We start from the raw sequence: 14,694 nt of genomic DNA, 5'->3' as shown, positions 1-14,694 counted from the left end.
ATCGGTCGGGTAATTTTTATTCCACTTCGTTCCATAATAATTACAAATCTCACTTTGTTCGATTAACCCCAAAACTTTTTATGAGTCGGGAAATATTTTTGAAGTATAATTTCTGTGTGACTTGTCACACTCTTTTTTTTTCGTCATTCGTGACATAATTTTATATCTCGTTTATTTAATTTAATTGTTAAATATCTTTTTTTAATTATTTTTTTCGCTTTTCATAGAATTATATGACATGATTTCTTTTTTTATGTGCTATAATTGTGCTTGTAAGTTATGTTTTTTTTAAAGGAGGTAAGTTATGTAAATGAAAAAAATAAATCCTTCGTTCTTAGGTGTCGAAGGATTGGACAAGCTGGAATATTCAGAGATGGAAGTTCATCTATCTAATGTACATACTTTTTCAAGTCCAAAACCAGCGGAATATTTATATTCAGATAAACGTAAAGGGTTATATGGATTTAAATTTGAAGTTGATGAAGTGACCGGAAAAATTATGTTATTTGGTTTTTGCTCGTACAATCCTGTGACAAAGAAAAACGGATATCACTATATTTACAGAGAAAACGAAAAGGATATGGATTTATCAGTTATTTACATGCTGAAAAATATCATTAAAGATTGCCATTTTAATAATAAAATTATTTGTCACTTTAATGAAATTGAATCAATCCTTATTTTGAAGTTGTTAATGGAAAGAAAATGTTTAGATCAAGACGAACAGGTAAAAATATTTCAAAGAGTTTTAAAAGGAATCAATGGAAAATTTCACAAGAAAAGTGGTTCATGGACAGAACCTCCTATTATTGAATTAGATATTGGTAACGGTGAAACTATAGGAGTATCTAAAGTTTTGAATGGTAATTTAGAATTATTTGTTATAAAAAATAAAAAGATGAGTAAATGTAATACTTTTCGTTCTAAACCATTTTGGCAAAAGACTCCTATTGAATGCGCTAGAAATGCAAATCTTAAATACGCTGAAGAAATAAAAGAAAGTAAAGTTAATTGGGATTTGTTTTCGAATGGTTATAACAAAAAGGTAGATAAAAATAATCATAAGTTACAAGATAATACTTATGTTAAAAAGATTTTAAAACAAAACATGTATAATTCTTTTTTATCTAAGGATTTAATTTATGTTGTGATGAATATGTTTAAAGAAAGTTTTGGTTGTTTCCCTAATTCGTTTTATTCAGCCGGTACATTATCTGAAGCAGCTATAGCTAAAGTTTTAGATGAAAAGGAATTAAAAAGCTTTTCGATAGAATCAACTATGAACGATTGGCAAGAAAAAGATATTGATGTCGATATCATAGCAAAGGCTATAAACTTAAGTTTTGATGCTAATCAAGGGGCTATTATTGAACACGAAAAAGTTGGTTATATAGAAAGAGGGGCTAATACCGATATAGGTGCTAGTTATCCAGCTATTATGCGTTATTGTATCCCCGATTTAAGAAATAGTACTGTTCAATATTTTGATAATATAAAAGATTTCAAGGAAGTTCCTAAACCTAGTTTGAAACGAATTGTCATGCTGACTTGCGAATTCGAAATACCTCCTAATGTTAGGCATACAATTATGATTAAGCAAAAAGGAGAAGAGGGAACTGTTAATCAAATAAGGCGTAATGTTTTAGGTTTTGGTAATTTCATAACTACAGTTCATTATAAGGAAATAGAATTCCTTTTATCACAAATTGATAAAGATAAGCATAATGAAGTTATTAAAGAAATACTTGAAGTTGTTGTTATTGAAACGAATGGTAAATTACATCCAATTAGTAAAGTAATTGATATACTTTGGGAACTTCGTTTGAAATTACGAGATGCAGGAAAACATTCCGAGTATATTGTTAAACTAATTATGAATGCTATATACGGGAAGTTCTTTCAAGCTTTCCAACAATATGCCTGTTCAGAAAATGAAGATGGAGAACAAGAAATTTATTTCGCAGGATTCGATGTAGGTTATATGTTTAATCCGATTGTATCCTCTATGATAACCGCATTTGGTAGAATAAGAGTACAAGAAGGAGCTTTAAACATAGAAAAGAATGGTGGTAAAGTAATTTCAATTTTAACGGATTGCGTAAAATTTGAAATGCCCGATTCAGAAAGACCAGCATATGATTATTTAGATCATTGTTTTGATAGTATATTATCTGAATTTGAAATGATAAATACAAATGGATGGAGTCCTAAAGGATACAAAGTTTTAGGTATTTTTGAAGAACCAGAAGAATTTACCGAAGGTTTATTTTTAAATACGGCAGTATATGAATACAAATTATCTAATGAAAAGTGGGAAGTTAAAACATCGGGATATCAAACGTTTGATAGGGAATTTGAAAACGAAGCTTACTTAATGAAAAAATTGGATAACTTCTTGGAGAAACCAGAATCTCATTTCTTTAAATACGGAAAACGTGCAGGAGAATACGGTTTGAAATTAGGTAAAGAAGAAATTATAAACTATTTCCATGTCGTTGAGGATTTAGCTGATTTTAGACAACTAGGGATAAAAAGGCATAAAGAATTACCTCTTATATTTGATAGTTTTTCTTTAAAACCAAAACGTGCATATTATAAACATTTAAATGATGAAATAGAATTAAGTTTGGATAATATTAAGGATAGATTGTTTGAAACATCACCAATAGATATAACAATCGAATATTGTTGTTATAATGATGATTTTGAATGGCAATGTTTTGATAACAGAAAAAAATCAGCAAGAGAATTATTAACAATACCTAAGATTTCTGATATCAAAAAAGAGAAAAAAGAGAAGAGAAGAAAAACACAAAATGATTTTATAAAAAATAAACGCGAAATATTATCAGCCTTACAAAAACAAATAAAAGAAAATATAAATTTATTTCCATTTGATAAATTCACAATGAAAGAAGGAAGTAACGGGGGTCACAATGCAAGGGATTATGGAATTGAAAAAATGCGTGACCTATTAAGCGAAAAAGGAATTGAACCAGTAGCTTAATAAAAGAAGGTAGACACCACGAATGTCTGCCTTCTTTTTTTGAATAAAAAAAAAGACTCGCTATTAACGAGTCGAAGAAGAAGAAGTCACTTTATAAAGTGACAAAAACAAATAAAAGAAAACATAAGTTTAATTCCATTTGATAAATTCACAATGAATGTCACAAAATAAATATCCACGAAATATTTACCTTGGAATGATTACTTAACATAAACAAAATCAGAACGGTTTATCTTGTTTATATTAAGTAATATAACAACTTGATTATATCATGTGTTAATTTTGTTATCAATTTTTTCTTTTTTACAAATTACGTTAAAAAGAGCCGTGATTTTTCACGACCCTTGTTTGGTATTTGTAAACTCTAAATATTCACCTTCCACATTCCGTAACCTGGAAATCTTTCTTTTAATCTTTGTAACGTTTCGTCACACCACGCCTCGTCACAAAAGTCTCCTACAATCAATCGGTATGCATTTTTCTCTAGTCGCATATCCCAAACACCATATCCTTCTAGAAACTCTTTTACTTCCCTTTTAGAATCTCCCGCCCAAGTCAATTCGTCAAAGTCGCCTATATGAATTTGGAAGTTAGTATTTACGCTTCCTGTAAACCATTTAAGAGGTTTTGTACCTGTCAGATAGTTTAAGTCTACGTCACCCGATATACCGTCCACACGCCCCGTTTCGCTGTATTGCCATAGGTCACAAGGGAATAAAGGTTTGTTAGGATAGCGTGGTATCCATACAGCATCAGCATTGATTTTATCGGCTTGGAATTCCTTGTACTTATGATGTGCTACATATATTCCGACGCGTTTCGCTCCTAGTCGTCGCAACTCGTCAATGAACGCTTGTGTTCCGGCTCTCATATCATCCATTGTGGTTACTTCTATATCAGCAAACCATATTGTTGCATCCTTGTCTCCACGTTCCCAGAAGTCACGCGCTTCCACTCTAGCATCATTTTCAGATACAAAGCGACAAAATGCATAGTTACCGAATGGAACACCATAGGCTTTACATCCTGTCACATTCTTTTGATACTCACGATCTATAACCCTACTTCCATCTTGTACACGCAATATAGCAAAATCTAATTGTTTACTCGCACGACTCCAATTTACTATTTCATGATGTGATAAATCAGCAATTACACCCATTTTACATTCCTCCTATAGTTTCCCATGTCCCACTTATATTGGTAATGGTTCTGTCTTTGTTATTGTTTATACGAAGTCCTAATTGAATTAACTCACCGTAAATTGAGATAACGATTGGAATACTTGCAAAGCTACCATCATCTTTTAAATAACAAGCTGCTAACACTGTTTCCCTGACAGGCTCGTAACCCGTGGGTACTTTCCCTATGACCTGATACGGACCATCTTTACCGTGAAGGACAGCTCCTGTTAACGTGGCGATATCGGCACGTTTTGTGAAAGATAATGGATTTTCTGAATGAAACCACCCTTCTCTCAAATCAACGTTTATTCTATTTGTGACTACCTTTTTCATATAGGTATCGTTTGCTTTTACTTCCGTTAACAAACGTCGACCACCTTCGTAGATTCCTTGTGTATCACCGTTTACACTTGACCATACAAGATCATACCCGCGTTCGGAAAAATGGTTGTCATACTCCCAGTATTCTGTACAACCTACTTGCGTATAAGTAAAAACAGTTTGCAACGAATAAGGTGATTGAACGATATAAAGATAATGATTCTTTTCAGCGTCCCGATAGATTTCGAAACGGAAACTATTCTCTCTACTATCACCTACTTTTAAAAGTGATGGTTTAATTAATAATTGGTTTGGTGCGCCTGACGCACGTACACCAAAAGAAAATGTGAATAGAGGTTGTGCACTCCCTGTATAAGCAATGTCTGATTGCGGGAATACACTACCTTGAAAACTCGCATTCTCTCCACCATCTACCGTAGGTCTCACTTGAATCTTGGCTATTTTATAGTAAGCAGGATTTACCCCATTTGCAGGTAGTTTCCTTGTTTTGGTTTCAATGATAGGAAACGGTTTGATCAAAGCCATATTTTACACCCCCAAAATACGGACAGTTCCTGTACCACTTGTACGAGTCATATTGACTTTACTAGTCTTCCTCGTAAAGTCCGTGATAGATTCTCCTGGTTTCAAACGGATTGTAGCACCTAAACCATTTGTACCTTGTAGGTTTGTTGGGTTTACGATATACGTGTCAAAGTTAACGAATAAATCCGTATCCCCTTCATTAACGATGTAGTTGAATTTCAAGACGTTTTTGTCCGCCATATCGAATACAACAATTGAATTATTCACCGAACCTTCCCACGCCATACAGGACGCACGGACAGGGTCATTGGTCACGTTAATTGGTGGCATATCTGTAATAGATACACCGCCTTGCACACCAACGCTTCCGATAAAGCTTTTCCCTTCGGCAAGAGGTGGTAGTTTTGCTACATTCACCGAACCAATATTGTTTGTCCCGGCAGGTAATGTTTGCAATGCAAAATCAATAGCGGGCATTCCTGTCACAACTACTTTACCGATATTGTTGTTCCCGGCAGGTAACGCGCTTGTAAATCCTTTTACAGTGACGGTATCACTTACCCCACCGCCACCGTTTGAAATCGGGGCTACACTTCCGCTATTCGCTAGTACAGCAGGGTTAAACGGTTCGTTAAACGATGTTAAAATGATTCTTGCAGCATCCTCACTATCGTTATAGATTTGAATTTGGGAAGCTCCTTCTTTCCTCGCTAAAATGTTTCGTCCATTACCCGGTACAAGTAATTCGTATTCTCTTGGACTTGGTAGGACACGAACGCCCGCGTATAGCGTCGCTACAGATAGATTGTTAATGTCATAATGGTTTGGGTTTGTATCAATGAAATGATGTGTATACGCCATTTTAGGCGGTAGTGTGAGCGTGACCTCACGCCATGTATTATCTTTTAACATGTTTTCAACTCCTTAAAATACTTTTACTTTTATATCCGGGAATGCTTGGAAGAAGAAATATACAGCTACGATCAGAAAGACAAGAATCATAACAGCACGAACGATTCCAACAAATGCACTTGTGATAAATCCTTTGTCGGAATTTGGGGAAGCCGTCCCCGTGCTTAGTGCACCGCCACCGTCACCCGTGGGTCTGTCTATCAATGTTTTGTCACCTACATACATTTTCCCAGCTTGGTGTTTTCCCTCTTGCCACCCGACGTGTACATGATCGTAGTGTCCAGCCGTTTGCCATAACACTTCTGTAAAGAGCGGTGACGTTTTCGCCCATTTTGCAAATTCGTCCATTTTATCTTTTGAACCCGCGAAGTCCATAGCCATGCCTTGGGAATGGCTATCCGGTCTCCCACTTGGTCCGGTAGAACCGGGGCGGTATCCGCTTGTGAATCGCAAACCAAGGGATAACGCCTTGTCATATACTTGCTTCAACTTGTCGTTTAGTTTGAGCCCCTGTAGTTCCGCCATTCGTAGCACCGCCTTTCGGTTTTACTTTTTTATATCCTCTAGATCGTGAGGATGACTTTGTAACTTTCTTTGCTCCATTCTTTGCCGTTGCTTCCACTTGCGGGAATGCCTTGGCAAAAAAGAGAACACAAGCCACAAAAGCCAATAAGATAAGCAAGGCGCGAATGACGCCATTAGCGACACTTGTGAATATTCCACGTTTATCACTCCCTCCACCGGCAGGAACGCTCCCTTCTCCGGTGTATGGCGTCCCGTCGTCATACTTGTCTAATCCATTTTGTTTAATAATAGAAATCAGTTGTCCCGCATAATTTGGGTCAGTCGCATAACCGCCCGCCTTAATCCCGCGCGCGAAGTCCTCAAACGTCTTCGCATTTTTCAGTTGGGACGCATAGCGCGGTGTTTGCAAGAGTCGTGCATGGTCAGCCATTGACTCATAGTAGCTGTTGTATTTCCGGAATCCAGAAACACGACCCCCGCCCGCGTCATATTCTTGTGACCATACGGTATATGTCCCGGCGGGTCCGACTCCTTTAATACCAAATAAATTCTTCGCATTATAGGCAAGACCGGACATTCCGCCATCGTATTTACCACTAGATTCGAAGACCATTTGACCGAGAATAATAGAAGCGGGGATACCTGTTTCTTTTTGTATACGTTGGGCGTCGTTGATGAACGGTCTAACATCTAAAGCCATTAATAACTACGAGAATGTGCACCATAGTTTGGTGCGTCTTGGGTTTTTACTTTCCCGACTTCCATTCCGCCCCACTGTTTGTCTTGGACACCTTTTTTCACAAGATCAGCCATTTCTTGACGATCTTTCCCGTATGCTTCTACAACATAGTAATCCTTTGCGCCCGCCCATCCGTCTTTAATGAATTGTTTTCTGACATACGTCGTACTTGCTCCGGCATTGATTAAATATTGCTGACGTTTTAAGGCTTCGTCACTGTTATCGAATGTGACATAAATCTTTGTTAGTTCAGCCGGGTCTTTCTTCCCTTGTGCTTCCAACATAGCGTTTAACATTTCCTCTTGTCTTCCGACTAGTGTGTTCATCCCGTCTTGTACGACACTGTTTTGACTACCGAGCGTTGGATAGTTTGTGTAGTAATCCTTCAATTCTTCCTCTACGGCTTCTTGTGAAGAACCACCGCTATGCTTTGCCTTGTTCATAAAAAGAGCCACGAGGACGACGGCAACGCCACCGCCCAGTAATAGCATCTTTTGTTTTTTATCAAACTTCGGTTTATGCTTTCCACCACCCCCGCCACTTGCAGGAGGGTCGAGTCTTTCAAATTCTGGCATTCCCTACACCCCCATAATTGGATTTCCAAGATAATAACCTTGCGGGAAATCCTCTCTTCGAATTTGTTCGTTTTGCAAGTTTGGTCGTGTTTTCTCCCACGGTTCTTTCACCGGGTCAGCGATCACCATTTTCGGTTGCTTTGCCGTATGCTTCACCAGTAACGCATAAGAGCCGAGGTACTCGTCAAACTCCACGTTCAATCTGATAGAGGGTTCATATACGGGCTTGTCGAGTGCTTGGAACGCGTGACGATTTAAATTGTCGCGCTTGTAATCCATATAAAAACCCCTCCTATCGTCCTTGTAATGTTTTGATACCGGCTATACTGTTTTTCCCCATCGCTTCAATAATTGACACCGTTTCTCGACCATTGCTTAGGAATAAATAAATACCGATTAATAAACCAATTCCCGCGATCATATCGAAAACTTTTGTCATACTCTCACCTCATTTAATAGTTTGATAAACTTGTCAGAATTTGTAACAATCATACTCATTAATACGAGTAGCAAAAATCCATTTGTTACACGTTCATTCGTAAAGGATTGTAATAGGACGGTCACGGACATGAAAAAGATAACGAACGGCATTGACTCCGTAAATTCTTTCATTTAAACCACCCTTTCACCGTACCCCACGTATCTTCAAATAAGTCTTCCCAACTGTAGCCGAGCCACCCTTTATCTTTATACGCGTTCGTTTCAGCACGTTTCTTGCTTTGCTCAGAAAGACGTTCTAACGTTTCTTTCTTTTTGGGGTCTTTTTCATTCTTTGCAGGTTTTTCAAACATAATTTCACCCGCTTTTTTATCCGCTTCTTTTTGCGCTTCCCTTGTATTCTTTGTTGTTTCTTTGACAGACTCTTTCGCACCGTCCACGACTTTCTCAGCGACTTCCCCCGGGCTTGGCATGGATAAGTCCGGTGTCATCATTTGCGCCAACTTTGACAGACGTTTCTTTCCGACGAAATCGTCAAACACGAGCCATAAAAACAAAAGGGATAGAGTCAGAAACGTTAAACCCTTTGCGTCATTGTTCATGTCACATCACGCCTTCGCTTTTTTCTTGCGAATTACAAAGAACCATAAAGCAAGAATAGCGACAACTAGAATTAATGATTTGCTCATTTCTTCTCCCCGCTTCCTTGCGCCACTTGTGCAATGAATGTTTGTACTTGCATCATGATTTGTGTATTCGCGTTAATAGATTGTGTATTTGCATCTAGTGTTTTTTTCATAGTCGTCATGTGATAAATACATGCGAATATCGGGAAGCCCAAACTACCAATCAGTTGAGTCATTTGTGTAACGTCCATCTTTACAACCTCCCCGCTACATAACCGAATGCGATTATGATGATGATAAATAATCCAATGGACTTCCAAATGCTTGCACCTGTCACCGGGTCAGCTTTCGGTTTCACATCTGTTTTAATGTCCTTTTCATCCACTAATACAACTTGGTCACCCATTTCCGCTACAGTTGTTCCGCTTGTCGTATTGAACCCTGTATCCGGGTATAGATCGTGATAGAAATGATTCAGTCCCATTCTGTTCCCTCCTTATAAATAGGTAAGGAGCATAAAGCCCCTTACATTTGTAATCGTGATATTGTTTCTGATACGACAGTGACTTTCCCGCCTGCATTCGGAGAGAATCTCAGCCAAAATTCTGTTAATCTCTCAGAATCGATATAGTCCCTAGAACCTCCCAGATTTGGTAATCCTTGGAAAGAAAAGTCGAAGCAATATAAGCCCGGTGGTAATGGATACCCTAGATCACTATGATTTTTATGCAACAAGACTTCCGGTTTGATATTGTAAGGCGTGTCCGCTTGGTTAAAGACAAGCTCCATGTTTCCGGTAAAGTCTTTTGGTTCTAATGGCTTTCCGTTACTATCTTCAAAATAGAATAATAGTTTTCTATAGATCGTACCGACGTTTAGTTTTAACGTATTTTGACCGCCACCAGAGAATAAGTCTGATTTTGATTGAACAAGTTTTAGCACAGACATGTCCGGTTGCCCACCAGGAATCGAAGGAATCGAAAACGTTTCGATTACAGGTGTGATTGACATCGACTTAAACGCCACTTGGTCATTGTTTGATGGATTTAATTTATATGCATTTTCTAACTTATCGATCGCAATGGATAAGTTTACGTTTGCCGTGTTATTTTGTAGCATAACCATTCCGACAGGGTCACGGTCATTTAGTGAGACAGGAATTGGAATTGTAAATTGAATTTCATTGTCCTTCCCGGCTGTTGTTGCTATGTTTTCTACATAGTTTAATGACTGTTTATTCGGACCTGGTAGCAATACATCAGGATGTTGTCGTAAAACGTTGTACATATACAGTTCTTTACCTGATACAATATAAGGACTGAAGCCATTATTTAAATTGAGTTCAACACGGCGTAGGATACCAAATGGACTCATTGCGTCACGCTGAATTGTACCGGACGTACTTTTTAGCGTGGCTACGGCTTTCACATGTAAATAGATTTTTGTTAGTAATCTTGCTTTTGGTAAGGCGAAATCAATACTCATGCCCTCTTGTGTGACAACTTGCGTTGGTAATGTTTGTTGATATTGACGTGTTGACGTTGCCCAAATCATCGCTCTTTGTTGCGGTGAATATTGCTCTTTTTGTTGTGCCATTAGTTTGTTCCTCCTTCATGTAATCCGTTATCGGGTCCATTTGTATCTGATGAAAATTTTTGCGTTCCTTGCTGGGCTTGTTTAATACGTTCTAACTCCGCTTGCTTCGCTTCATTTGCGATACGCTCTTTTCTTTCACCCTCACGAATTTCAAAGTCAGCAAAACGTTCATTTGATTCCACATACTCCGCGTTTTCATAACGATTTTTAAAATCGGCAAGTTGCTGAAAAGTCGGCTTACTTCCCGTGAAATGTGTATTAATACGATTCATATTTCCATCATAAATAGTAACTACGTGCATGTTATACCGCCTCCGCAATCGGTCTTACAACCGGGATATTGAATTTCTCAGACCCTTTTTTAATTAGGTAAATAAAGATCATTGTCACGAATGTGTTAATTAACATAGATACCCACCAAGACGGGCTAAATAGTTTACTCATTTTGTTTTCCTCCTTGTTATACGGCTTGGACAACTTCACTAAGTCCACGAACCGGATGTTTTGTTAAAATCGCTTTCGCCATGACTGTTAACAGTACAAACATGAGCCATAACACAATAATATTTTTGAGTCCGACCCCTGCAAATTTACCCTCCACATTGTCACCCCCTTTCAAAGTTTCAAAGTGGCGCGGACAGGTTCGTCATCACTATCCCGCATATACCAAAAGTTATACTTACCGGGCTTTTCATAAAACTCCGGACACCCTGTAGCTTTTACAATACGGTCACGATCAGCCGGAATATTTAAATCGAAAATAAAGAAGTGACTGGAATTGTTAAACACATCAATCGGGATTGTAGCGGGTCTTTGTGTACATGCCCATACCGTCGCTTCCTTACTACGCCCGCGCGTCATAAGTGCGCGTAAATGGAACGGATACTTTGTAGGAGACGGGGCAACCTGCATCAATTCGTCAATCCATAGAATTGTATTTTCGCGCTCATACACCCACTTCATAAGTGCGTCATAATGTTCCTCGCTTTGTTCTTCGGGCGATGGACAATAGATAATTTTCTTTGTCCGGGCTTCTGCTACTTCTTCCAGTGTCTCGACCAGTACAAAGTCCTTTCCCTCTCTTAACCCGTACCAAAGTTCCTCACCCTTTTTCCTTCGCTCCAAAGACTGTCCCTTTGTATCTAACATGACAACATGGTCATATCCGGCAAGGTACACCTCAGCAAGTTTCGATTTCCCGCTACCTGTTTTTCCTGCTATAAATACATGTTCATCAGTTGGTATTGCTTCCATATTGGACATAATCAATCACTTCTTTCAGCTTTTCGAGACCCTCGTCAAAATTGTTCTCAAAATCATCAGAGAGGAGCGCTTGCTGGAATGAGGGAAGAAAGGTCCCCGCTAAAATTTTGACTTGAAACGGTAGCCTGTTCACTACTAGGTTTAGGACTTGTTCCAGTCTTTCCTGTTTCGTTTCTGCCGGCTGTTCCGGTAGTTGGATTTGGTCTAGCATAATTTGTTACCACCTGCGCTTTCTTTATTTTTCGTGTAGTATTCCAAACTAAAAATTTCGGAATAAAGATTGTGAAACATGCAATCGCAAGTGCAATCGCGTCACTATTTTCTCCAACCTTTTCGAGTGCTGCGGTTTTCGCTAACATGTTTTGAATCGGTTCACATAGTGTATCTATTTCAGATTCACTTAGAGCCCATACTTCAAACCCTTCGCGAGATTCTACCATTTTGCTAACTGTCATTAGAATCGGTTTCAATTGCAAGATTTCCATTGACGGTGCTTTTGATTTCCCGCTAGATCGTGGGGAAGATTTTGTATTCGCGCGCGAACGGGCTTTTCGTTCCCTGTCCTTTTTGCGCTTCTCTTCTAGCTTCTTTTCCTCTTCAGACAGTTCCACTTCTTTACCAGGAACGTCTACAGGAACCAATTTAGGAAGCCCTGTTTCTTCGGCTTGTCCGTTTCCTCCACTTCCGGCTCCTCGTCTTCCTCTACTTTTGGTTTCGGTGGTACCGGTACTTTTTGCGTTTCCTGTTGCTCCTCCACTTTCGGTGTTACTAGGTCTATCAGCTTTTGTGCCCATGCTGGTGCTTCCTCCTCACTTTTTGATTTTGGTTTGCGTTTTGGTTTCGGCTTTTCTTCTTCCTCTTCTTCCTCTTCCTCAACCTCTTCGATCTCTTCCTCTTCTTCTTCGTTTTTCTTACGCGCGAAGAATTGTCCGTCCCCGAATCGTAATAGAAAGGGGTTTTCTTCAATTGCTTTTAGCATGTCTGTCATTTGAATCATCTCCTTTATCCCATTTAGGTTTATGGAACATTTCTACATTTTGTTTCAACCATTCCTTTGTAGTACTAGAGAAACGCTCTCCTCTTTCTACTGTTTTTAATATTTTAGAAACTTCTTCCTTACTACAATTACTTAAAGCTAAAGTGATTATTGTTTGATATTCCGCTAATTCCCAACAGATTGCATCGGACAATTCTTGACTTGTTTTAAAATCTTTATCATGAATTTTCACTTCTTACACTCCTTTCGTCTTTCTAAATACAGTGTATAATATTAAAACGAAACACAATATATAGTATGCTGTGACACATTGTGACAATAAAACACAAATAAAAAAGACCAACCTGAAGGGTCGGTCTGAAAACTAAATGATGTTTTTTCTTCTATTACTATTTGATATTTCATTATGTAAAATAGTTAAAATGTCCATAATTGCATCTTCACTTATTGTCCGTTTGTTATCATAAATACTTTCTTTAACATCCTTTATCAATTCAGGCATATTACGCAAATGGATGTTTCTTCTCACTTGTCTATCTAATTCTAAATACCCCTTTTCTTCTAAACTTCTTATACAATACCTCACAGTACTACGAGAATAAAATGTTTCTTCTTCTAATTCTGTTAAAGAAGGACTATACCCATGTTTGATTTGAAAATTTTCAATAGCATTAAAAATAGTTTTTTCTGTATCGTTCATCATAATTTATTCCCCTTTACTATGATTTTTTAATTAACTATAAAAAACGGTATCTTTATCAACTGGACTTTGCCTCTCTCTTATAAGTTCAATTGCTTGTGATTCAGTCAAACCATTGATATACATCTCCCTTACGACAAATAAACCCGGTTGTCCGTTAGGACTTGCCCCCATGATCTTATTTATGCGTTTAATATCTTTTATCATATATTTAGGTGGTTTCTTCCCTTTACCTATATATCTTTTAAACTCTTCTGTCCTACTTAATATATCTACTGTCTCATTCTTTAATATACGTTTAACTTTACTTAACCCGTCCTTCTGTAAAGTTTCTGATAAGATATCTCTTTCTTTCTTTGTTAATTCACCTGCATATCTACCTTTAAAAAACTTCCTCTCTCTTCTTTCTGCGTTAATAAATTTATTAATTTCTTTTTTTGTTAAACTTTTATTACCATCAAAAACTTTTTCGACTAAAGAGGCGTCACCTTTGTATTTGAATAACATTTCTTCTAATCGTACTTTATCGAATTCCCCGTTCTTACGTTGTGAAATCTTTTTAGAAAATTTAATATCAAAACCTAACTCTCTTATCATCTTATAAAGTGTCTTCTTCTTCTTCTTCAAATTAAATCACTCCATATTATGTTTCTTTTTATCTTTTTTTCTCTCTGTAAGAAACAATAGTGTTCTGACTTCCGCATTCATTACATCCCCAAAAACAATTATTTTTTGGAGGTTTGTAATTAATGGTTTTTTCTATTATACATCCACAATCTGTGCAAATAACTTTCCTGACATATTGAGAGTAAGGATAAATCTTAGCCATACTTAACTATCCTCGTACTTCTTTTGCATAGTTTCATAAAAGAAATCATGCAACTCAATGAATAGCTTGTCATCAGCTTTTTCAAAGTAATCGATTAGTTTTGTAAGTGTTTCAGTTGCATTTTTTGTTCCCAACCTATGTGACACTCTATCAAATCTTTTTTTAGCTCGAGTATCAACCGTTATAGTTGTGAGTTTTTTCAAACTTAAAACTTCCTTCCATTTTGTAATAAATTACATAAATTAATTTTAAAACATTTTCAATTAAAAAACAACACAATATGTCATTTTTAACATTTGAGGGAAAGTGTGACAAGTCACACAGGAATTATACTTCAAAAATATTTCCCGACTCATAAAAAGTTTTGGGGTTAATCGAACAAAGTGAGATTTGTAATTATTATGGAACGAAGTGGAATAAAAATTACCCGACCGAT

Annotated in this window: 24 protein-coding genes; 1 reads left to right on the top strand and 23 read right to left on the bottom strand. The window is 37.4% G+C overall.

Features of this window, described 5'->3' with window-relative positions:
* Positions 1-310: 310 nt before the first annotated feature.
* Positions 311-3,007, top strand: a complete 2,697-nt coding sequence (locus tag MR168_RS28445; protein ID WP_060852795.1) for a hypothetical protein — start codon at positions 311-313, stop codon at positions 3,005-3,007.
* 364 nt (positions 3,008-3,371) lie between these two features.
* Here the strand turns inward: MR168_RS28445 and MR168_RS28440 are convergent, their stop codons facing one another.
* The 23 genes from MR168_RS28440 to MR168_RS28330 form a co-directional block, all read right to left on the bottom strand.
* Positions 3,372-4,169 carry a glycoside hydrolase family 25 protein gene (locus MR168_RS28440; protein WP_016124063.1) on the bottom strand — a complete coding sequence of 266 codons (798 nt, stop codon included), beginning with the start codon at positions 4,167-4,169 and terminating at the stop codon, positions 3,372-3,374.
* Position 4,170: 1 nt separating this feature from the next.
* Entirely contained in the window at positions 4,171-5,058 is an 888-nt protein-coding gene (locus MR168_RS28435) for a hypothetical protein (RefSeq protein ID WP_060852796.1), read from the bottom strand.
* Between the two features lie 3 nt (positions 5,059-5,061).
* A complete protein-coding gene (locus MR168_RS28430; protein WP_060852797.1) occupies positions 5,062-5,970 on the bottom strand; it encodes a hypothetical protein in 909 nt (302 codons plus the stop codon).
* Positions 5,971-5,982: 12 nt separating this feature from the next.
* The gene (locus MR168_RS28425; RefSeq protein ID WP_021729042.1) at positions 5,983-6,495 is read right to left on the bottom strand and encodes a hypothetical protein; all 513 of its coding nucleotides are present in this window, start codon (positions 6,493-6,495) and stop codon (positions 5,983-5,985) included.
* Entirely contained in the window at positions 6,443-7,195 is a 753-nt protein-coding gene (locus MR168_RS28420; RefSeq protein ID WP_060852798.1) for a glycoside hydrolase family 73 protein, read from the bottom strand. Before MR168_RS28420 ends, MR168_RS28425 begins: the two co-directional genes overlap by 53 nt.
* Positions 7,195-7,809 carry a hypothetical protein gene (locus tag MR168_RS28415; RefSeq protein WP_060852799.1) on the bottom strand — a complete coding sequence of 205 codons (615 nt, stop codon included), beginning with the start codon at positions 7,807-7,809 and terminating at the stop codon, positions 7,195-7,197. The genes MR168_RS28420 and MR168_RS28415 overlap by 1 nt, the downstream gene beginning before the upstream one ends.
* A gap of 3 nt (positions 7,810-7,812) precedes the next feature.
* Entirely contained in the window at positions 7,813-8,088 is a 276-nt protein-coding gene (locus tag MR168_RS28410) for a hypothetical protein (RefSeq protein WP_021729040.1), read from the bottom strand.
* A gap of 13 nt (positions 8,089-8,101) precedes the next feature.
* The gene (locus MR168_RS28405) at positions 8,102-8,248 is read right to left on the bottom strand and encodes a hypothetical protein (protein ID WP_023901799.1); all 147 of its coding nucleotides are present in this window, start codon (positions 8,246-8,248) and stop codon (positions 8,102-8,104) included.
* Positions 8,245-8,421 carry a hypothetical protein gene (locus tag MR168_RS28400; protein WP_023901798.1) on the bottom strand — a complete coding sequence of 59 codons (177 nt, stop codon included), beginning with the start codon at positions 8,419-8,421 and terminating at the stop codon, positions 8,245-8,247. Before MR168_RS28400 ends, MR168_RS28405 begins: the two co-directional genes overlap by 4 nt.
* Complete coding sequence (locus tag MR168_RS28395) at positions 8,418-8,849, bottom strand: hypothetical protein (RefSeq protein ID WP_031310504.1); 432 nt, start codon at positions 8,847-8,849, stop codon at positions 8,418-8,420. The genes MR168_RS28400 and MR168_RS28395 overlap by 4 nt, the downstream gene beginning before the upstream one ends.
* 83 nt (positions 8,850-8,932) lie before the next feature.
* Positions 8,933-9,124 (bottom strand): hypothetical protein, encoded by a 192-nt coding sequence (locus tag MR168_RS28390; protein WP_021729038.1) that lies wholly within the window; start codon positions 9,122-9,124, stop codon positions 8,933-8,935.
* Between the two features lie 2 nt (positions 9,125-9,126).
* Positions 9,127-9,357 (bottom strand): hypothetical protein, encoded by a 231-nt coding sequence (locus MR168_RS28385; protein WP_021729037.1) that lies wholly within the window; start codon positions 9,355-9,357, stop codon positions 9,127-9,129.
* 41 nt (positions 9,358-9,398) lie between these two features.
* A complete protein-coding gene (locus MR168_RS28380; RefSeq protein WP_242291676.1) occupies positions 9,399-10,469 on the bottom strand; it encodes a cytoplasmic protein in 1,071 nt (356 codons plus the stop codon).
* Positions 10,469-10,771, bottom strand: coding sequence for a hypothetical protein (locus MR168_RS28375; RefSeq protein WP_060852802.1), 303 nt, complete (start codon positions 10,769-10,771; stop codon positions 10,469-10,471). Before MR168_RS28375 ends, MR168_RS28380 begins: the two co-directional genes overlap by 1 nt.
* Position 10,772: 1 nt before the next feature.
* Positions 10,773-10,913 carry a hypothetical protein gene (locus MR168_RS28370; protein ID WP_171840974.1) on the bottom strand — a complete coding sequence of 47 codons (141 nt, stop codon included), beginning with the start codon at positions 10,911-10,913 and terminating at the stop codon, positions 10,773-10,775.
* 16 nt (positions 10,914-10,929) lie between these two features.
* Positions 10,930-11,070: a hypothetical protein gene (locus MR168_RS28365; protein WP_023901797.1), complete on the bottom strand. Its 141-nt coding sequence runs from the start codon at positions 11,068-11,070 to the stop codon at positions 10,930-10,932.
* 14 nt (positions 11,071-11,084) lie between these two features.
* Positions 11,085-11,723 carry a hypothetical protein gene (locus tag MR168_RS28360; protein WP_060852808.1) on the bottom strand — a complete coding sequence of 213 codons (639 nt, stop codon included), beginning with the start codon at positions 11,721-11,723 and terminating at the stop codon, positions 11,085-11,087.
* A gap of 65 nt (positions 11,724-11,788) precedes the next feature.
* The gene (locus tag MR168_RS28355; protein ID WP_060852803.1) at positions 11,789-12,373 is read right to left on the bottom strand and encodes a hypothetical protein; all 585 of its coding nucleotides are present in this window, start codon (positions 12,371-12,373) and stop codon (positions 11,789-11,791) included.
* Positions 12,361-12,720, bottom strand: coding sequence for a hypothetical protein (locus MR168_RS28350; protein WP_242291675.1), 360 nt, complete (start codon positions 12,718-12,720; stop codon positions 12,361-12,363). The genes MR168_RS28355 and MR168_RS28350 overlap by 13 nt, the downstream gene beginning before the upstream one ends.
* On the bottom strand, positions 12,695-12,961 hold the full coding sequence (locus MR168_RS28345; RefSeq protein WP_242291674.1) for a hypothetical protein: 267 nt from the start codon (positions 12,959-12,961) through the stop codon (positions 12,695-12,697). The genes MR168_RS28350 and MR168_RS28345 overlap by 26 nt, the downstream gene beginning before the upstream one ends.
* Positions 12,962-13,093: 132 nt before the next feature.
* Positions 13,094-13,432, bottom strand: coding sequence for a LexA family protein (locus MR168_RS28340; protein ID WP_060852806.1), 339 nt, complete (start codon positions 13,430-13,432; stop codon positions 13,094-13,096).
* A 30-nt stretch (positions 13,433-13,462) separates the two neighbouring features.
* A complete protein-coding gene (locus MR168_RS28335; RefSeq protein ID WP_242291673.1) occupies positions 13,463-14,056 on the bottom strand; it encodes a hypothetical protein in 594 nt (197 codons plus the stop codon).
* 204 nt (positions 14,057-14,260) lie between these two features.
* On the bottom strand, positions 14,261-14,404 hold the full coding sequence (locus MR168_RS28330) for a hypothetical protein (protein ID WP_242291672.1): 144 nt from the start codon (positions 14,402-14,404) through the stop codon (positions 14,261-14,263).
* Positions 14,405-14,694 lie beyond the last annotated feature (290 nt).

Source organism: Bacillus cereus group sp. BfR-BA-01356 (genome assembly GCF_022663635.1).
GTDB classification, from domain to species: domain Bacteria; phylum Bacillota; class Bacilli; order Bacillales; family Bacillaceae_G; genus Bacillus_A; species Bacillus_A cereus.
This window is presented reverse-complemented; position numbering and strand designations above follow the sequence as displayed.